The sequence below is a fragment of the Fructobacillus ficulneus genome, assembly GCF_001047075.2.
Classification (GTDB): domain Bacteria; phylum Bacillota; class Bacilli; order Lactobacillales; family Lactobacillaceae; genus Fructobacillus; species Fructobacillus ficulneus.
In genome coordinates, this window is the sequence record NZ_DF967986.1 from 49976 (window position 1) to 68687 (window position 18712).

Here is an 18712-nt window from a genome sequence, read left to right on the forward strand (position 1 = left end):
ATTTAGTTGACAGGTTCAAAAAGCACTTTGCGAACATTGTTTAATTCAGCAGGAATCATTTCACAACACCCGCTAATCCAACTTGCCCCATGCGCATGCCAGCTAGCAGCTTTTTCTGAGAAGATTTTTTCATTGGGTTCACCCCAAGTCTTGGTGATTGGGTCGTAGTCAGCACCGGCATTAGGAGCAACTGCCAAGGCCTTATCAGACTTAGCGTTAGCTGAAACGTAATCAAGGGCATCTTCCGTTAATTCGGGTTTAAAACAGTTAAAGCCATAAGCAATTACGTTTTTTTGTGCTTCTAAGACTGCTTGAACTTCGCGTAAATCAGTACCATCACTGATGTGATGGCTGTCTCGCAAAGAACAGGTGAAGAGAACATCAATATCAGGATAATCATTTAAGAGATCACAGAGGACTTTAATTTCCATAAAACTTGGTACAGTTTGAATGGCCAATAAGTCGGAACCAGCCTCAACCAACCACCGCAATCGGTCAGTATGAAAGTCACGGAGCTGGTCGGCATTAATATCGTAATCCCCAGTATATTCCGCTCCGTTGGCCAAATAAGCTCCATATGGGCCGATATTACCAGCTACCCATTTTTCTTGGCTCCCCTGACTATCTTTGGCTGCTTGTTGAGCCAAAGCGACCGAGGACTTAATTAACCGTTCAGCCTCGGCCTTATCATAGCCTTGGTTGGCAAAGCCAGCCGAGCTGGCCTGGTAACTGTCGGTCGTGGTAACGTTCGAACCAGCATCAAAGAAGTCACGATGAACTTGATAAACCTTATCTGGGTCGGTAATCAAGGCTTTGGCTGTCCAAAGAGCATTATTAGTATCAAAGCCTTGATTATTTAAGCCAAGGCCCATTGAAGAATCAAATAAAATAATTGATTGTTGCGTTGCCCATTCGTGAAATATCATGTGTTCGCAGTCCTTTTTTGATAGTTTGGTTTAAAAATAGCATAGAAACAGTAGAGGAGCAATGAAAATGGAACGCCAATAATTAGGGCAATCCGTTGGTTAGGGTCAAAGCCGATTCCGATAATTGAAGCGAGACAAATTACAATGACAAGGATTGGTGTGAGTGGGTAAAGGGGTGCCTTATACTTTAAGCTGGCCAATGAATTTTCTTTCAAGTATTGACGACGGAAATTAAGCTGGGCCCAAGCAATGATAATCCAGACTGCAACAACCGCAAAGGCTGATAAGGCATTCAGAGCGAGGTAAACAGTTTGCGCAGCGTAAATACTTGAGAGTAGTGATAATGCCCCACCAGCCATGGTCAACAAGAGTCCGTAGACTGGTAATCCATGTTTGGAAAGCTTACCCAACTTTGGCGATATCTCACCCTTATCAGCAAGGGACCAAATCATTCGTGAGGCGGCATAAACTCCGGCATTGGAAGCCGAGAAGAGGGTAATGATTAAGACGGCATTCATGATATCAGCCGCACCTGGTATTCCAGCTTGGTTGAGAATTGCCACAAAGGGACTAGTTGCTAATGACTTATCACTTGGAGCTAAGAGTGCTCCCATAACCAGAATAGCACCAATAAAGAGGGTAATCAAAATGAAGAGAGTTCTTCGTGTCGCAACAGGAATGGTCTTAGCTGGATTCTTAGTTTCGCCAGCAGCTACGCCAATCATTTCTGCACCAGAATAGGCAAAGTTTGCTGTTAAAACGGTTGCTAGGATTGGGCCAATTCCATGAGGAAACCAACCGCGAGAGGTTAACTCACCAAAACCTGCGGGTAAGTGGTGCGCATGGACTGGAATAATTCGGAAAATAATTAATAGACCAATCACAACAAAGGCTAAGAGAGCGATAGTTTTAATCCATGATGTTAAGGATTCACTTTTGTTAAACCATGAGAGTTGACCAAGGTTTAAGAAGAAAATGATGGCACCGAATAGTAGGCACCAGATCCAAATTGGCTGGTTGGGGAACCAGCGCTGCATCAGGAGTCCGATTGTTAAGAGGTTTGATCCAAGTGCAATGGTCCAAGTGAGCCAATAGAGCCAGGCAACAACAAAACCAACCCCCGGGTTGATAAACTTGTTGGCATAGTCGTGGAAAGACCCGGTTGTTGGCATGTATACTGATAATTCACTTAAACATTGCATCACTAGACAAACTAAGATTGCGCCAATTAAGTAGGCGATAATCGTACCAATGGCTCCAGCACTTTGAATAAAGTAGCCCGGACTCATGAAAATTCCGGTTCCAATCACACCGCCTAAAGATAAAGCGATTAACTGGTTGGTGCTCATGGCTTGGTTTTGTTCTGCAGTTTTGATGATGTTTCTCCTAAAAATTATTTGATATTATCCCTTGGTGTTTTTAAAGTTACTTTCAGCATTAGGTAGGCTGAAAGTGTCTTCCCCTAACCATTTCTTAGAAAGGGAATCGAGGTAACCGCTAGCCTTAAGCTTTTTCAATTCAGCATTGATTGCCTTAACAAGGGCCTTATTCTTAGTATTACGACTAGCAATCATGTAATCATTCTTAACACCAATTGAGTCAGAGACGGTTAAGCCTTTGGCACCACCAGCATTTTTAACACCGATATATGCTTGATAAGGATAGAAGACAGTGTCAAATTGCTTTTGCTGCAATTGCTTAAGGGCATCGCCGGATGAAACGTCGCCGATAGCTTCCAAATTCAGCTTTTGGTTTGGATGGTTTTTATTATAATCTTGAATAAAGTTATAACGAGCATCATCACTAGAAATTGGGGCTAATTTGAGGCCACTCTTGGCTAAGTCATCCAAATTACTTAGCTTTTGTTCGCCTTGGCGATAAACCAAACGTAAGTCAGCAATAGCAGTGGGGTCAGTGTAAAGATACTTGCTTGCCCGTTGATCAGAATACCAGAATCCTGATGAAGCCAAGTCGTACTTGCCTGAAGAAAGACCTACAAATACAGAGTTTTGAGAAGTTGTTGTGTATTTGAATTTATATTGTGGCAGTTCTTCATCTAATTTTTTGAAGAGCTCACCGTCGTAGCCACTAATACTGTTACCATCAGCATATGTATAGGGACGGTTGTCGGCAACACCAGCAACATTAATTGTTTGGACATGACTTTTTGATGCAGCCTGGGAATTGTTAGTTAAAGAGTGGGCAACGCCGACTCCAATTAGGACTGCAGCAACTAGTCCAGTATAGATATATCCTTTTTTAACCATGTATATATAATCCTTTCGATTCGACCCATGAATAAACTATGAAAATACTTTTTTTCTAACATCTTTTTCAATAAAGCGAAAAAGATTTGAGAAAAGATAACAAACGACTAGGTAAATTACTAGTGCATCTAAGTAAGCCTCAAGGTAATTAAACCCGAATGAAGCTAAAATATTAGCTTTTCCCATGATTTCAACAATCCCAATGTTATAAACTAATGCAGTGTCTTTTAACAAATCTAGAAAGATATTGGAAAAATTAGGAATCAAATTTGGTAAAAGCTGAGGGATTATCACACGTTTGATGGTCGTGAAAGGGGATAACCCGGTGGCTATGGCTGCTTCGTATTGAGTGCTGTCAACTGAGTGGTAGGCGGATTTAATTGCTTCAGATAAATTGGCAGAAGCATTTAATGCAAAGGCAATGATTCCAATTAAAAACCCTGAGAGAGTGATTGCTTTTGCATGTGCACCATGTTGTGTTAACGAGTACAATAATCGAGGAAGTCCGTAGTAAACAATGTAAATTTGAACAATAATGGGAATCCCTCTAAAAAAGGAAACATAAAAATTAAAAAATGTTGTTAGAAACGGAATATGTTTTTCCCTAATTATTGTGATGACAATCGCTAAAATCAAACCAAAGGCAATACCCAAAAAAGACAGATAAAGAGTAATAGGTAAAACAGAAAGAAGTTTTGGGAATGATTGCGACATGAAGTTTATGTCCATTAGAGCCTCCTATACACGGTATTTTCCAAAATGTAAATGAGAAAATAGGTAACTAAAGAGTATTGTGATTAGCCAATACATTACAGCCAGGACAATGAAAATTTGTAATTGAAAAACTCCCTGACTGGCGTTGGCAAGAATTGTTGCTTTACGGTACATATCGTCAATTCCAATTACATATACAAGAGAACTAGCTTTCAAAAATCCAAGAAACATGTTTTCGATATTTGGTAATGATAAGTGAAACATTTGTGGAAATATAATTTCTCGTAATATTTGTTTTTTCTGCATCCCAACAGAATAGGCAGCATCAAATTGACTTTGGTCCACAGACTGGTAGCCTGATCGGAATATTTCACCCATGTAGCCTCCAAAGCCGAAAGCAAGACCAAAAATTGCAAAAATATACTTATTCCAGTCATTAGCATTGATTCCAATTAATTGGAGTAGCTTTGGAAGCTCATAATACGATAGCAGGAGCATTAGCAGAGGAGGGGTGCCTCGTGAAAAAGCAGTATAGATGTGTACAAGTCGGTTCGCAATTTTATCGTCCTGGATAGTCAACCATAGAATGAAAAGACCAATTAAAGTGGATAATAAGAAAGATGTGATTAAAATAAAGATGGTGCTGGGTAATCCTTCAACCAGGACTTGAATAATAGCAGAAATATTCATAGGATTTTTTCTCCTTATTGATCTCTAGCTACAGCCGACAAAAATTGATTGATTCGCTGGTTATTGGAATTATAAAAAATTTCATCGGGCGTACCTGATGCTAATATTTCACCACCGTCAAAGAAAATAACTTTGTTAGCCACTTGCTGAGCAAAAGACATCAGATGTGTTACAACGACCATTGTTTGCTTTTGGTCAGCTAAGCGTTTCATGTCGTCAATAACGGTACCGACTAATTCGGGGTCTAAGGCTGAAGTTGGCTCATCAAAAAGAATGATTTCGGGATTTAAAGCAGTTGCTCGAGCAATCCCAATTCTTTGTTGCTGTCCACCAGAAAGTTCATGGGGGTATGAATCTTTCTTTTCTAAAAGATTTACGGATTGAAGTTCTTTAATGGCAACAGTGTGGGCAGTTTTTTCATCAACACCCCGACCGTAAATTAACCCTTCTGTGATATTTTCCAAAGCAGTTTTATTTTTAAATAAGGCATAGTTCTGGAAAACCATGGCAATCTGTCGTCGTAACCACAATTTGTCTTTTGAGTTCAGGCTATTTAAATTTAATTCCCTATCTTTTAAGGTTAAAGAACCGGAATCGGAACTCTCAAGTTGGATAATATTTTTCAAGAAAGTAGTTTTACCAGAGCCACTAGGCCCGATGATAGCAATAACATCGCCTTCGTTTATTTCGAAATTAATATTGTTTAAAATTGTGTGGTCGTTAATTTTTTTGGTTAAATTTTTGATATTAAGGAGTGTCATGCACGTTTTTCCTTTCGAGATAGATAGGAATGTGCCGCATCACGAGCCCAAAGAATGTGCTCAACTGGAGTATCCCGAGGGACCGTGCAATCCGCGCCAATTAATACATTTTCTGTTCCAACTTCATCTAAAATTCGGTCAATTTCTGTTTCAATTTCGATTTGGCTGCCGTTATATAGAATGTCATTTGTCGTGTTACCTAGTCCGCCAAAAATTGTCTTATCTTTGAACAACTTTTGTCCTTCTCGGAATGATAAGCCATCAAATTTAGTGGCCCAATTAATAATCGGCAGATTATAATCAGTGAACCAAGTGAGGCGGTTTTTTGCTCCGGCAAAACCACAGATATGAAGAATTCCAGTCTTGAAATTTTCGTTAATGTCTTCGATTAACTCACTATCTAAACGTTTTTGGACATTTAGAAAGAATTCTTTATCAAGTCGGCTATCTTGGATTTCTTGTGTACTGAAAAAGATACCATCAACTCCAGCGTCGGAACTGATTTTAATTTGTTTCTTGATATCTTGATTAATAATTTCGAGGGCATGGGTTACTACTGCCGGGTTTTCTAAATACAAATCAGTAAAGATTTTATCGCCAAGTGGGAGGCTTTCTGCCCCAAGATCAGAAACGAGGGCCCACTTAAATAAGGTTATGGCTGAAAAGACGTTTGAGAAGATTGTTTTTTCAGAATTTATACCATCTAATTGCCCTTGAATTAACTTCCTTTGATTAACTAGCCAGGGATCGTCTTGATTTAATTCTTGGATATTTTTTAAATCATTGATGTTTTTAGGGTTTGAAACATTGTTGAACTTATAAGTGAAAAATCCGTCGTTCATCAGTTTGATAAAATCTGAGTCAACTTCTTGAACGTAAAGTGGCTCTTCACGAATATCAGTAGCAAGAATTGTTTCGTCGTTTTCCGCAACAATGTGCTCATTAGGGATAAAATGGTGCCAAACTGAAAAAGGAGTAAAATCTTGGAAAGTATGAGCGCTCTTTTGTAATAAGTTATTCGACATAATAATCTCCATTCTTAAACATGAGTCACGGCTTTAATTATTAAATTAATGCCAAATTTTTTCGGCTGTATCAACAACAAGCTTAATCTTGGCCCATTGTTCGTCTTCAGTTAAGTTATTTCCTTCTTCGGTGGAAGCAAAACCACATTGAGTGCTCAAGGCTAAGTGATCCAATGGGACGTATTGGCTGGCTTCCTTAACTCGGTTAATCAAGACCTGAGGGTCTTCTAGTTCGGCCTTTTTTGAAGTTACGAGACCTAGAACGACGTTCTTTCCTGCTGGAACCTTGGCCAATGGGCTAAAGTCGCCTGAACGATCGTCATCAAATTCTAAGTAGAATGATTCAACATCTTCCTCACCAAACAATTTATCGGCAACAGGAGCATATCCACCGGTTGCGGCCCAAGTTGAAGCATAGTTTCCGCGGCAGATATGGGTTGTGATGTGAAGATCTTCAGGTAAGTCTTGAATGGCAAGGTTATTTAATTCAAGGTATTCAGCTTGTAGTTCATCCGTACCTTTTTGGTCGATGTTTTGGTCTTTCCAGAAATCAACATCTGAAAGCATTCCCCAAGTACAATCATCTAGTTTGATATCGCGACAACCAGCTTCGTAGAGTGCTAAGAACAAATCATGGTAGGCCGTTGTCAAATCTTTAATCAAGTCGTCGTGGTTAGGATAGAACTTATTTAAGGCAGCAATGTTTGCTTCACCTCGGACAAGTTCTGAATAACATTGAGCAGGGGATGGGACACTTTGTCGACCCTGAACATCACGATCTTTAATCAGGCTTTGCAGGTACTTAAAGGCAGCTAAGTCGGGGTTGTCATCAGTAAAGTGAATCTTACCATCGACTTGGGCAGAATCTTTTCGAGTTTCAATATCGTGGAAGAGGTAACCGTGTTCCCCAAATGTTTTTTTGATACCGCCAAAACCCCAGAAGGTATCAAGGTGCCACCAGTTCCGACGGAATTCTCCGTCACTGACATAACGAAGACCGGCATCAATTTCACGGTCGACTAGTTTTTTGATTTCATCGTTTTGAATGTTAGTTAATTCGGCTTGGGTGATTTCACCGTTATCGAATTCGGCTTGGGCTTTTTTCAAGCGGTCAGGTCGTAAAAATGAACCAACGATATCAAAGTGAACGGGAATCTGTGTCTTTGCTGCAGTTGCTGTTGTCATAATTTTCTCCTTCTTCTCCAAAACACTAAAAAACGCCCCCAGGCCAGACAAATGTCTGAACCTAGAGGCGCTCTGTATGTAAGCACGGTACCACTCTAATTCACTGGCCTAATGGCCAGCCTTAATCGATACACCAAATGGGGGCTATATCGTAACGGGATAACGGTCGTTTGCCGTAGTTGGCTAATCAAAAGTGACTCACCAGACTAAGAACTACTCCTGGACCATTTTCGTTAGTAGCCAATGTCCTGCTTCTCATCGTTCGCAGTTTTCTGTAGCATTGCTTGCTAACTACTCATCCAATCTTCGTAGTTGTTTCGTTGGTTATGAGTATAGCATTAAAATAGAATGAGTCAATACCTAATTTTATTTTTTCTCGAAAAGTTTATAATTGAGTTTAGTTAGAAAACCACGAGAGTTCTTCTAAACTAGGCCTGTAGATCTCGTTTAGTGGGTTTAAACCTATAGGAAAAATCATGAAAAAAATTGGAATTATTGTTGGTAGTAATCGAACTAAGAGTGTCACGAAGCGATTGGCTGAATGGGTAAGTTCACAACTTTCTCGTGGGGATGTCCAGGCTGAGATAGTTGATTTAGTTGAAGTTGACTTACCTTGGTTAGATGAACCAGAATTACCATCTGCTAGAAACTATCAGTATGAAAGCACCAAGCAATGGTCACAACAAATTCAAGGTTATGATGGGATTGTTTTTATTTCTCCACAATATAACTGGGGTTATCCGGCAGTATTAAAAAATGCGGTTGATACCTTATATGAAGAATGGCAGAATAAGCCGGTTGCAACAATCTTTTTTGGTGGCCACGGAGGATTTCAAGCCGAATTGGCCTTTAGCCTCGTTTTGCAGGGGTTGAAAGTAAAACGGTTGCCAACAAATTTGTCCTGGCAATTACCACTTGGTCAAATTGATGCAGAAATGACTGATAAACAAGTCGCGATAATTATGGCGAAATTTCAATCAGAGGTTGACCTCCTATGGTCTACTTTGTCGTAAATTTTGAGATAACTTAAGAAATCTGGTTACACCCTGTAAACCGAGACGTTGAAGCCCTTAGTTGTTATTTTAGAACTAAGTGGTTTTTTCTTTTTGTCTTGATAAAAGCTAGATAGTTAGGACTATTCTTAAATGGTACAGCTGATAAAGTTTGATTTTGATGAATTTAAGGTTAAATTTATCTAATAAATCCGTTGACAGTAACTGCCAAGTTCAGTATGATAATTGCATTGGTAATTTACTTGTTCCGTAGTTCAGTGGTAGAACACCGCACTGTTAATGCGTAGGTCGTTGGTTCGAATCCAACCGAGACAGTAAAAAAGCTTTAGATGCAAATCTAAGGCTTTTTTGTTTGTTTAATAACATAATGATTAAAAACATTAAAATTAATTAATAAAAGTTTGACCATTTGCCATTGAATCGGTATGATTATAAAAAAGCTCAAGGAGAAGATCTATGCGTAAAATTGGAATTATTGGTCTCGGACATGTTGGTTCAACGGTGGCGCACGGTCTAATTGTAGAGGGCGTTGCTGATGAATATGTTTTTATTGATTTGAATGAAAAGAAAGTCAATTCGGATGCTCTAGATTTTGAAGATGCTAAGACAAATTTGACGAATAGTTTTAAAATTACCGTTAACGATTATTCAGCTTTAGATGATGCTGATGTTGTCATTTCTGCCTTGGGTAAAATTGAGTTGCAGTATAACAATACGACCCATGACCGATTTGTTGAATTAGCACACAATGTTGACCAGGTTAAGAGCGTTTCTGCCAAATTAAGGGCAACTGATTTTTCAGGAGTTTTGGTGGTTATTACCAATCCTTGTGATGCAATTGCAGCCCTTTATCAGGCTGAAACCGGCTATCCACAAGAAAAGGTCTTGGGAACAGGAACCTTGTTGGATACAGCTCGGATGCACCGTGCTGTTGGAGCGGCCTTTGATATTGATCCACGGTCAGTTGAAGGGTACAACCTCGGGGAGCATGGTAATTCTCAGTTTACAGCTTGGTCGACAGTTCGTGTCATGAGCCGACCAATCGTTGAATTGGCAGAAGAACAGGGCGTTGATTTGGCAGCAATTGAAAAAGATTCAATTGTTGGTGGCTACACTGTTTTTGATGGTAAGGGCTATACGGCTTATGGAATTGCTACTTCGGCCATTCGTTTGGCTAAGACGGTTGTCCAAGATGCTCGAACTGAAATGCCGGTGTCTCACAAGCGTCCTGAATATGCATCATACCTGTCTTACCCAGCAGTTGTCGGGCGCGAGGGTGTTGTTGCATATACGCAGCTTGATTTGACAGAAGAAGAGTTAGTTAAATTACAGGCTTCGGCTGATTCCATTCAAAGCCATTTTGAGGCCGTTGTTGGTAAAAACGTTCGTTGATCAGATTTTTTAAGTATTTATAAGTAATTAAATGAAGTATATTTTTCAAAATGTCATACGCCATATTCTTTAAATCGTATGGCACTTGCTTTGTAGTTTAGTTGGTAAAACACCGCACTGTTAGTGTGCGTAAATCACTGGTTCGAATCCAGTCAGGGCAGTAAAAAATATTTTAAACTATTATCGTTCTGATTTACAGATAAGACGATAATGTTTTAGTGTGATTTCCGAACGTTTTTATAAAAATCAATACCTCGTTCGGGTTAAATCAATATTAAATTGTCTTTACCCCTGCCCTGAAATTATTGCACATGCTATAATTAGATTGTTTAATTTCATAGCGAATAGCGCTAACAAAAGGGAGTAACGACGTCATGTATTTGATCATTAACATCTTTGGTCTATTGGTCTTTATGGCCTTGGCCGTCTTGTTTTCTAAGGATCGTTCCGCCATTAAATGGCGTTCGGTTGCAGTTATGTCAGTCTTCAACTTGGTTTTGGCCTGGTTCTTGACTGACTTCTCGGTTGGTCGATCAGTTGTTAAGGGAGCCTCAAACGGCTTTAACGAATTGATTTCGGTTGCTAACCAAGGAATTGGTTTTGCATTGAACCCGCAAGATTCTTCAGCATTCCACCCAACCTTTATCACATCAGTGCTTTTGCCAATTTTGTTGGTTGTGCCATTGTTTGATATCTTGACATACATCGGCGTTTTGCCTTTTGTTATCAAGTGGATTGGTCGTGGATTGGCTAAGTTGTCAGGACAACCTAAGTTTGAATCATTCTTCTCAGTTGAAATGATGTTCTTGGGTAACACTGAAGCCTTGGCTGTTTCTGGTCTTCAATTGAAGACTATGAATGCACAGCGAAACTTGACTTTGGCCATGATGTCAATGTCTTGTGTGACTGCTTCAATTATCGGATCATATACACAAATGATGCCAGGTCAATACATTTTGACTGCCGTGCCAATCAACGTTGTTAATGCCTTGATTGTGACAGCAATTTTGAACCCAGTAGATGTAACACCTGAAGAAGATGTTATCGCTACTGTCGGTGGTGAAGGTGTTCCAGCTGCTGAAAATGCTGAATCAGGATCACAAGAATTGGCAGAAGGAGAAGTTGCTAAGGCTGCTAAGCCTGAACGCGAACCATTCTTCTCATTCTTGGGTGATTCAATCCTTGGTTCTGGAAAGTTGATTTTGATCATCGCGGCGAACGTAATTGCCTTCGTTGCTTTGGCCGCAATGGCCGATAAGATTTTGGGCTGGGTTAACCCTTGGCTCTCACTTGAACATATCTTAGGAATTATTATGTTCCCATTCGCCTGGTTAATGGGTGTCGGTGGTCATTCCTTCGATTTGGCTCAATTCATGGGTACGAAGTTGATTACTAACGAATTCGTGGTCATGGGTGAAGTTACTCACAAAATTAAGCACTTTAACGAACATTATGCTGCGGTTTTGACAGTCTTCTTGACTTCATTCGCTAACTTCTCAACAATTGGTATGATTATCGGTTGTTTCAAGGGCTTGGTTGATGATCAAAAGAGCAAGTTGATTGCTAAGAACGTCGGTTACCTATTGTTGTCAGGAATTTTGGTATCATTATTCTCAGCTGCAATGGTTGGATTGTTTGTTTGGTAATAAAACTTCAGTGAAGTGACCGAAAGGTCACTTTTTTTGTTAGCTCTAACAAATTGGCTCTTTGATAAAAAGACTGCTAAAATGAAGAGATAGGAAACAAAAGGCAATAAGTCTGTTAATCATATTTATTACAAAGATGATTTATATGCTGATTTAATCGCCGTATGTTTTGATAAGTATTGTCTGTATAGTTTAAATAAAAAGTTTATAAAACAAAGGAAGGTAATTTTATGCTATCACGTTCACAGCGTCGAAAAGATAAAGGTGGAAAACTTTCATTTTTGAAAAAATGGTGGTTTTGGCTAATCGTGGTTTTGGTCGTTGCTGGTTTTTCATTGTATTTGATTGGATCAGCTTCATCAAAGTCATCGAATGATGATTCTTCAATACCTGATATCTCATATTCTTCATCAAAACATAAGAAGACATATGACTCTGATTCAACTGATTCAGAGTCAACAAGTTCAGCAACTCAAGAAAACGATACAGCGTCTGCCAATGCCCAGGCTGCATCTGCAGCAGCGGCTTCAGCATCCGCCGCTTCTGCTGCCAGTGCAAAGGCTGCTGCGGATTCCGCTTCTCGCTATGCTTACTCACAATCAGTGATTAAGGCTCAACAAGATGCAGCCAACAAGGCCGCATCTTCTCAAGAATCATCAGCACCTACAACACCATCTGCTTCGTCAAGTTCAGCACAAAATTCTAGTTCAGCAGCAAGTCAACACTCATAATTAATGATTTATTTTAGAAAGAGCTTGACTAATACCGTGGTCCTTTGTAAACTAAGAAAAGTTAATGGGGATTAGGCAAAAGCGCTTTGAGAGACCTGACGGGTGGTGCGAGTCAGGAGCAGTTAATGCTGAAGGTTACGTTAACTTTTTAAAAATTTAATTCAGAGTGGCTATCAAAATTGTGATAGCAATTTAGGTGGTACCACGTGTAAGCGTCCTAATCGAAAGATTAGGACGCTTTTTTTCTATCTAAATGGAGAAAAGAGGAGATTTGCCATGCGTGAAGTTGAAATGTCAACGAAGTATGATCCAACAGCCGTTGAGGCTGGTCGTTATCAGGAATGGCTTGATGATAACTTGTTTGCTCCTGAAGCAAACAAAGCAATTCAAGGTCAAGAACCTGAACCATATTCAATTGTTATTCCACCACCAAACGTTACTGGTAAGTTGCACTTAGGCCATGCTTGGGATACGACATTACAAGATATGCTAATCCGCCAAAAGCGGATGCAGGGCTTTGATACCCTTTGGTTACCAGGAATGGACCACGCGGGAATTGCGACACAAGCTAAGGTTGAACAACGACTCCGTGAACAAGGTATTTCTCGCTATGACTTAGGCCGGGAAAAGTTTGTCGAACAGGTCTGGGATTGGAAAAACGAATACGCTTCTACCATTAAAGAACAATGGGGGAAGATGGGACTGGCATTGGATTACAGCCGTGAACGTTTTACCTTGGATGAAGGTTTGAACCAAGCAGTTAACAAGGTCTTTATTGATTTGTACAACAAGGGCTTGATTTACCGCGGTGAATACATCATCAACTGGGATCCTCAGGCACGGACAGCGCTTTCAGATATCGAAGTTATTTACCAAGATGATGAAGGGGCTTTCTACCACGTTAAGTATCCATTTACTGATGGCACAACTTATGAAGGTAAGGACTATATTGAAATTGCAACGACTCGTCCAGAAACCATGTTTGGTGACGTTGCCGTTGCCGTTCACCCAAGCGATGAACGTTACAAGGATTTGATTGGGAAGAAGATTCGAGTGCCGTTGGTCGACCGCGAGATTCCAATTATTGCCGATGAATACGTTACTCAGGACTTCGGAACTGGAATGGTGAAGATTACGCCAGCCCACGACCCTAACGATTTCCAAGTTGGGAACCGTCATGATTTGGAACGCATCAACACGATGACTGAAGATGCGCATTTGAATGAAAATGCTGGTAAGTACGAAGGCTTGGACCGCTTTGAAGGTCGTAAGGCCATGGTTGCTGACTTGCAAGACCAGGGTTATATGTTGCAAATCGATCCATTGACTCACTCGGTTGGTCATTCAGAACGAACTGGTGTTCAAATTGAATCACGCCTTTCAACGCAGTGGTTCGTTAAAATGGAACCATTGGCAGAACAAATTTTGGCCATGCAACAAAACGAAGATGAAAAGGTTAACTTTGTTCCTGGTCGTTTCGAAGACACCTTTACCCACTGGATGGAAAACATCCGTGACTGGGTTATCTCACGTCAACTTTGGTGGGGACACCAAATTCCAGCTTGGTACAAGAACAAGGGAACCGACCAAGAAGAAATCTTTGTTGGTGAAACGGCTCCTGGTGATGATTGGGAACGTGACCAAGATGTCTTGGATACTTGGTTCTCATCAGCTTTGTGGCCATTTTCAACAATGGGTTGGCCAAATGATCTTGAAGGTGATTTTGCCCGCTACTACCCAACGGATACATTGGTTACCGGCTACGACATCATCTTCTTCTGGGTTGCCCGGATGATGTTCCAAGGAAAAGAGTTCACTGATGAACGACCATTTAAGAATGTTTTGATTCACGGTTTGATTCGTGACGGTGAAGGTCGCAAGATGTCAAAGTCATTGGGTAACGGTGTTGACCCAATGGATGTCATCGAAAAGTATGGTGCCGATGCCTTGCGTTGGTTCTTGGCTACTGGTTCAACTCCCGGTCAAGATGTCCGCTTTACTTATGAAAAGATGGATGCTGCTTGGAACTTTATCAACAAGATTTGGAACGCGTCTCGCTACGTTATCATGAACCTTGCTGATGATACCAAGGCTCAAGTTCCGGCCAAGGAAAAGCAAAGCTTGGCCGACCAGTGGATTTTGGACCGTTTGAATCAAACTGTCCAAGAAGTTACAGAAAACTTTGAAAAGTTTGAATTCGGTGAAGCTGGTCGTGACCTTTACAACTTTATCTGGTCCGACTTTGCTGACTGGTATATTGAAATGACTAAGGAATCATTGAACGGTGATGGCGACAAGACTGCCGTTCAAGAAACTTTGGCCTATGTCTTGGACCAAACATTGCGTCTCTTGCAACCAATCATGCCGTTCATGACGGAAGCTATTTGGCAAGAAATGCCAGAACAAAAGGGTAAGGATGAACATTTAAGTGTTCAAGAATATCCAGTGTATCGTGAAGACTTGGCCAATAAGGAAGCAGCAACCGCCTTTAAGTCTTTGCAAGACTTGATTGTGGCTGTTCGAAACATTCGTGCCGAAGCCAAGGCACCGATGTCAAAGCCAATTACAGTGATAATTAAGGTTACGGATCCAAAGCTGAAGGCAGTCTTTGCGGACAATGCCGATTACATCGACCGTTTTGTAAAGCCAGAATCTTTGACAATCGACACTGATGTTAATTTGCCAAAGTTGTCAATGTCGCAAGTTATTACTGGTGCTGAAGTTTATGTGCCATTAGCTGGCTTGATTGATATTGAAGAAGAAGTCGCTCGTTTGCAAGGTGAAGCTGATAAATTCCAAAAGGAAGTTGCTCGTGCCAACGGTAAGTTATCAAATGAAAAGTTTGTTAACTCCGCTCCTGAACAGGTTGTTGCCAGTGAACGCGAAAAGCTTGCCGATTGGGAAGAAAAGCTCCAATCAACTAATAAGCGGATTGCCGACTTGCAAGCGCAAGGTTAAAAAAAGATATTTGTAATAAAAGCCTCGCCATTGGTGGGGTTTTTATGTTAGGTTAATATGAACTGATTAAAATCAATAAATTGTTTAAGAATTATTTGTTAAAATGGTTGAGCTAGCTTAACTTTGTTTAATAATTTAAATAGGTAATAAGACATGATTGGAAGCAAAATATTAGCCAGTGGACACTATGTGCCCGCTGACGTAGTTACAAATAATGATTTGGCACAAGTCATTGATACATCTGATGAATGGATTGTTAGTCATACCGGGATTCAGGAACGCCGAGTGTCTTTACAAGGTGAAAACACATCGGATTTAGCGACACAAGCTGCCCAGAAGGCATTGGATGATGCCAAACTTTCGGCAACTGATTTAGACTTTATCATTGTGACGACGTTTACTCCAGATGGATTGGCCCCATCAACGGCTGCACTAGTGCAGCGAAACTTGGGTGCTCGAAACGCATTTGCTTTTGATCTGTCAACAGCCTGTGCCGGCTTTGTCTTTGGGCTAACAACGGCCGATAACTTTATCAAAACTGGTCAGTATCGTTATGGTTTAGTCGTTGCGGCAGAAGTTAATTCAAAGATGATGGACTTTTCGGACCGAACTAGTACAGTTTTCTTTGGTGATGGAGCTGGAGCGGTAATCTTGGCCCCAAGTGATCAAGGTCAAATCGTGGCAACAGATTTGCATACTCGGGGGGATGCAGAAGTTGTCCACTCTGGTCAAATTAAGCCACTTTCAAGCTTAGATGCGAACTACTATCCTAAGATGGATGCCTTCTTTCAAGAAGGGCGGATGGTCTACCAAGAAGTGACAACCCTAATCCCCAACCATATTAATGATTTTTTGGCTGGTAAAGATCTAACGATTGATCAAGTAGATTACGTTATTCTTCATCAAGCCAATTTGAGAATTATTGAGGCAGTGGCACAATCTTTGAACCAGCCGATGGAAAAATTCGTGACCAACGTTGAGCACTATGGTAATTCATCTTCAGCAGGAATCGCGATGGCATTTGATCAACTTAATCAAGAAGTTGACCTGACTGGTAAAAAGGTTTTGTTAACTGGATTTGGGGCAGGATTCACTTATGGATCAATGTTGCTAAATTTTTAAAGCGAAATTAAAAAGTTTTAATTGTAATATTCAAGTAACATAACGGCAAGAACCTGGAAATAACCATTGTCTAAAATGAATAATATAGATTATGCGTAAGTGAGCACTTACTGAATCAAAAAAAGCAGAAAAATGGAGAGTCTCTCATGAAGAATAATATTACCAAAACTATCTTAGCGACGGTGGCTGGTGCAGCTACTTTTGCAGGTGCTAACGCTGTTGCATCAGCCAATGATATCACTGTTAAAGCTGGTGATACATTGTCACAACTTGCTCAAAACAACAACACAACTGTTGATGATTTGGCAGCCAAGAACAACATCACTGATGTTAACTTGATCTTTGTTGGTGATGTTATCAAGACTGATGGTACTGCAACTACTACCACAGCTACTACACCTGCAGCTACTACTACACAAGAAACTGCACAACCTGCAGCTACTACTACTGCTAACACACAAGCAGCAGCAGCTACAACTACTACTGACACATCTTCATACTCAGCTGGTGCAACTGGCTCAGTTCAAACAATCGTTAACGCAATGAACGCTAAGCGTGCAGCTGCTGGATTAGCACCTGTATCATACGATGCTAACTTGGCCGCAACTGCTGTTGCCCGTGCACAAAACGCCGTTGCTAACGGTGGATTGCCAACTGGTCACTTCCAACAAGTTGCTGGACCTGAAGTTGTTGCTATCGACTGGTCACCAAGCCAAGTTGTTGATGCATGGTACAACGAAACTGGTATGGTTGCAGCACCTGCACACCGTAACTGGTTGATGAATGCTAGCTTTACTCGCGTTGGTTTCGGTATTGTTAACGGAACTATCGTTGGTATCGCCGGTTAATTTTAATTATTAATCTTAATTTAACGTAAAACACCTACAATATTTGTAGGTGTTTTTTATTAAGAAATAATTAAGGTTAGTCCGCTTTATTGAACAAATGCTCTGAATTAATTTTTTTGTGATACCATAAGAAAATATAAGAGTTTCAGTGAATCGTGCTAATATTCAGTTGGAAAGTGGAGTGTCGAAGGTTCTTATGGCAGATCAAAATAATAACGAATTTTCAAGGCGGGAACGTTTTGATGAGGTTCGCCAAATTAAGCATAAAAAAAATCGTGTGAAGCGGTGGATTTTATATATTCTTCTAGCAGTTGTCCTAGGAGTTGTCGGTTGGGGAACGTACCTATATACAGAATATAAGTCGTCCATTGATTCATTGCAGCAATCAGCTAAAATCACCAAGGTTCGTGATGTTTCAAGCCTGATTGCGCAAGGTAAACCATTCTCAATCTTGATTTTGGGAACTGATACTGGTGAGTTAGACCGTGACCGAACTGGTTTGAGTGATTCAATGATGGTTGCTACCATTAACCCAAAGTCGAATAAGGTCACGATGGTTTCAATCCCACGTGATATTATGACTGCCATTCCAGGTGATGAAGGTACATTCCCACAAAAGCTGAATGCTGCTTATAGTTTGGATGGGGTTGGTGCATCAATGAAGGCTGTTCAAAATTATTTGAACGTGCCAATTGATTCATATGCCTTGGTTAATATGAAGGGGCTTGAAACCCTCGTTAAGAAGGTTGGTGGCGTTTCAGTCAAGTCACCATTATCCTTCCAGTATAGTCAAGCAACCGCCCATGATTATGGACCTGACTTGTATCGTTTCCACAAGGGTTCAACGTCTTATGAGTATTCATCAGATAACGGTGCCACTTGGTCTTCAAGTAAGACAGTAATGGATGGCGATGCTGCCCTGGCCTTTAGTCGGATGCGATATGATGATCCGCAGGGAGACTATGGTCGTCAGCAGCGACAACGTCTCGTTTTGGAGGCGATGTTGAAGAAGGCTGTTAATATTAAGACGCTAGTTGATCCTAGCTTTATTAAAGCCATTTCAAAGAATGCTAAAACTGATTTGGACTTTAACGATATTGTTAAAATTGCCCAGAAGTACCGTGGTTCAGTTAATAATCAAGTTTCTGATCACCTTCAGGGACAAGGAATCATGTATGATGGCGTTTCATACCAGATGGTACCAACGACTGAAAAGCAACGGGTTACGAACCTTCTAAGGTCGCAATTAGGCTTGAAGCAAAGGGAGACAGGTTCCCAGTTTGCTAGTGATGTGCCGACAAGTGAGATTTCAACGGCTTCATATATTCTTTCTCAAATTGATGAAAAGTTTGTTCAATAAGTTTTCGAAAAGTCAGTCTTCGACTGGCTTTTTTCATTGCCTGTGGTTGTGTTATACTGATATTTAATTAAGAC

General features: G+C 40.5%; 16 protein-coding genes and 2 tRNA genes. 10 read left to right on the plus strand and 8 right to left on the minus strand.

What is annotated here, in order from left to right; all coding sequences use genetic code 11:
* Window positions 1-2: 2 nt before the first annotated feature.
* From mmuM to AOQ29_RS00840, 8 genes are read right to left on the minus strand one after another with little or no spacing between them, the layout of a single operon-like run.
* On the minus strand, window positions 3-926 hold the full coding sequence (gene mmuM, locus AOQ29_RS00805; protein WP_061992661.1) for a homocysteine S-methyltransferase: 924 nt from the start codon (window positions 924-926) through the stop codon (window positions 3-5).
* Entirely contained in the window at window positions 923-2275 is a 1353-nt protein-coding gene (locus tag AOQ29_RS00810; RefSeq protein WP_061992662.1) for an amino acid permease, read from the minus strand. Before AOQ29_RS00810 ends, mmuM begins: the two co-directional genes overlap by 4 nt.
* A 54-nt stretch (window positions 2276-2329) precedes the next feature.
* Window positions 2330-3193 (minus strand): transporter substrate-binding domain-containing protein, encoded by an 864-nt coding sequence (locus AOQ29_RS00815; protein WP_061992663.1) that lies wholly within the window; start codon window positions 3191-3193, stop codon window positions 2330-2332.
* Window positions 3194-3229: 36 nt separating this feature from the next.
* Window positions 3230-3922: an amino acid ABC transporter permease gene (locus tag AOQ29_RS00820; RefSeq protein ID WP_061992664.1), complete on the minus strand. Its 693-nt coding sequence runs from the start codon at window positions 3920-3922 to the stop codon at window positions 3230-3232.
* Window positions 3923-3931: 9 nt separating this feature from the next.
* Window positions 3932-4597 (minus strand): amino acid ABC transporter permease, encoded by a 666-nt coding sequence (locus tag AOQ29_RS00825; RefSeq protein WP_083989192.1) that lies wholly within the window; start codon window positions 4595-4597, stop codon window positions 3932-3934.
* Window positions 4598-4611: 14 nt separating this feature from the next.
* Complete coding sequence (locus AOQ29_RS00830) at window positions 4612-5358, minus strand: amino acid ABC transporter ATP-binding protein (RefSeq protein ID WP_061992665.1); 747 nt, start codon at window positions 5356-5358, stop codon at window positions 4612-4614.
* Entirely contained in the window at window positions 5355-6383 is a 1029-nt protein-coding gene (locus AOQ29_RS00835) for a uroporphyrinogen decarboxylase family protein (RefSeq protein WP_061992666.1), read from the minus strand. The genes AOQ29_RS00830 and AOQ29_RS00835 overlap by 4 nt, the downstream gene beginning before the upstream one ends.
* Window positions 6384-6428: 45 nt before the next feature.
* A complete protein-coding gene (locus AOQ29_RS00840; protein WP_061992667.1) occupies window positions 6429-7568 on the minus strand; it encodes a 5-methyltetrahydropteroyltriglutamate--homocysteine S-methyltransferase in 1140 nt (379 codons plus the stop codon).
* Between the two features lie 476 nt (window positions 7569-8044).
* Between AOQ29_RS00840 and AOQ29_RS00845 the strand changes: the two genes are divergently transcribed.
* The 10 genes from AOQ29_RS00845 to AOQ29_RS00890 all read left to right on the plus strand — a co-directional run bounded on the left by AOQ29_RS00845 (window position 8045) and on the right by AOQ29_RS00890 (window position 18638).
* Entirely contained in the window at window positions 8045-8581 is a 537-nt protein-coding gene (locus tag AOQ29_RS00845; RefSeq protein WP_061992668.1) for an NADPH-dependent FMN reductase, read from the plus strand.
* 243 nt (window positions 8582-8824) lie between these two features.
* Window positions 8825-8896, plus strand: a tRNA-Asn gene (locus AOQ29_RS00850).
* Between the two features lie 141 nt (window positions 8897-9037).
* Window positions 9038-9973, plus strand: a complete 936-nt coding sequence (locus AOQ29_RS00855; RefSeq protein WP_061992669.1) for an L-lactate dehydrogenase — start codon at window positions 9038-9040, stop codon at window positions 9971-9973.
* Between the two features lie 86 nt (window positions 9974-10059).
* A tRNA-Asn gene (locus AOQ29_RS00860) sits at window positions 10060-10134 on the plus strand.
* 213 nt (window positions 10135-10347) lie between these two features.
* Window positions 10348-11619 (plus strand): NupC/NupG family nucleoside CNT transporter, encoded by a 1272-nt coding sequence (locus AOQ29_RS00865; protein ID WP_061992670.1) that lies wholly within the window; start codon window positions 10348-10350, stop codon window positions 11617-11619.
* Between the two features lie 230 nt (window positions 11620-11849).
* Window positions 11850-12350: a hypothetical protein gene (locus tag AOQ29_RS00870; RefSeq protein WP_061992671.1), complete on the plus strand. Its 501-nt coding sequence runs from the start codon at window positions 11850-11852 to the stop codon at window positions 12348-12350.
* Window positions 12351-12626: 276 nt separating this feature from the next.
* On the plus strand, window positions 12627-15308 hold the full coding sequence (locus tag AOQ29_RS00875; protein WP_061992672.1) for a valine--tRNA ligase: 2682 nt from the start codon (window positions 12627-12629) through the stop codon (window positions 15306-15308).
* A gap of 153 nt (window positions 15309-15461) precedes the next feature.
* Window positions 15462-16430 carry a beta-ketoacyl-ACP synthase III gene (locus AOQ29_RS00880; RefSeq protein ID WP_061992673.1) on the plus strand — a complete coding sequence of 323 codons (969 nt, stop codon included), beginning with the start codon at window positions 15462-15464 and terminating at the stop codon, window positions 16428-16430.
* A gap of 146 nt (window positions 16431-16576) precedes the next feature.
* Window positions 16577-17278 (plus strand): CAP domain-containing protein, encoded by a 702-nt coding sequence (locus AOQ29_RS00885; protein ID WP_061992674.1) that lies wholly within the window; start codon window positions 16577-16579, stop codon window positions 17276-17278.
* Window positions 17279-17474: 196 nt separating this feature from the next.
* Complete coding sequence (locus AOQ29_RS00890; protein ID WP_061992675.1) at window positions 17475-18638, plus strand: LCP family glycopolymer transferase; 1164 nt, start codon at window positions 17475-17477, stop codon at window positions 18636-18638.
* Window positions 18639-18712: the final 74 nt, after the last annotated feature.

Coding starts and splice junctions, on each gene's coding strand:
- AOQ29_RS00855 (WP_061992669.1), top strand. CDS start 9,038: ATGCGTAAAATTGGAATTATTGGTCTCGGACATGTTGGTTCAACGGTG.
- AOQ29_RS00830 (WP_061992665.1), bottom strand. CDS start 5,358: ATGACACTCCTTAATATCAAAAATTTAACCAAAAAAATTAACGACCAC.
- mmuM (WP_061992661.1), bottom strand. CDS start 926: ATGATATTTCACGAATGGGCAACGCAACAATCAATTATTTTATTTGAT.
- AOQ29_RS00835 (WP_061992666.1), bottom strand. CDS start 6,383: ATGTCGAATAACTTATTACAAAAGAGCGCTCATACTTTCCAAGATTTT.
- AOQ29_RS00810 (WP_061992662.1), bottom strand. CDS start 2,275: ATGAGCACCAACCAGTTAATCGCTTTATCTTTAGGCGGTGTGATTGGA.
- AOQ29_RS00870 (WP_061992671.1), top strand. CDS start 11,850: ATGCTATCACGTTCACAGCGTCGAAAAGATAAAGGTGGAAAACTTTCA.
- AOQ29_RS00825 (WP_083989192.1), bottom strand. CDS start 4,597: ATGAATATTTCTGCTATTATTCAAGTCCTGGTTGAAGGATTACCCAGC.
- AOQ29_RS00865 (WP_061992670.1), top strand. CDS start 10,348: ATGTATTTGATCATTAACATCTTTGGTCTATTGGTCTTTATGGCCTTG.
- AOQ29_RS00880 (WP_061992673.1), top strand. CDS start 15,462: ATGATTGGAAGCAAAATATTAGCCAGTGGACACTATGTGCCCGCTGAC.
- AOQ29_RS00885 (WP_061992674.1), top strand. CDS start 16,577: ATGAAGAATAATATTACCAAAACTATCTTAGCGACGGTGGCTGGTGCA.
- AOQ29_RS00815 (WP_061992663.1), bottom strand. CDS start 3,193: ATGGTTAAAAAAGGATATATCTATACTGGACTAGTTGCTGCAGTCCTA.
- AOQ29_RS00820 (WP_061992664.1), bottom strand. CDS start 3,922: ATGGACATAAACTTCATGTCGCAATCATTCCCAAAACTTCTTTCTGTT.
- AOQ29_RS00840 (WP_061992667.1), bottom strand. CDS start 7,568: ATGACAACAGCAACTGCAGCAAAGACACAGATTCCCGTTCACTTTGAT.
- AOQ29_RS00875 (WP_061992672.1), top strand. CDS start 12,627: ATGCGTGAAGTTGAAATGTCAACGAAGTATGATCCAACAGCCGTTGAG.
- AOQ29_RS00845 (WP_061992668.1), top strand. CDS start 8,045: ATGAAAAAAATTGGAATTATTGTTGGTAGTAATCGAACTAAGAGTGTC.
- AOQ29_RS00890 (WP_061992675.1), top strand. CDS start 17,475: ATGGCAGATCAAAATAATAACGAATTTTCAAGGCGGGAACGTTTTGAT.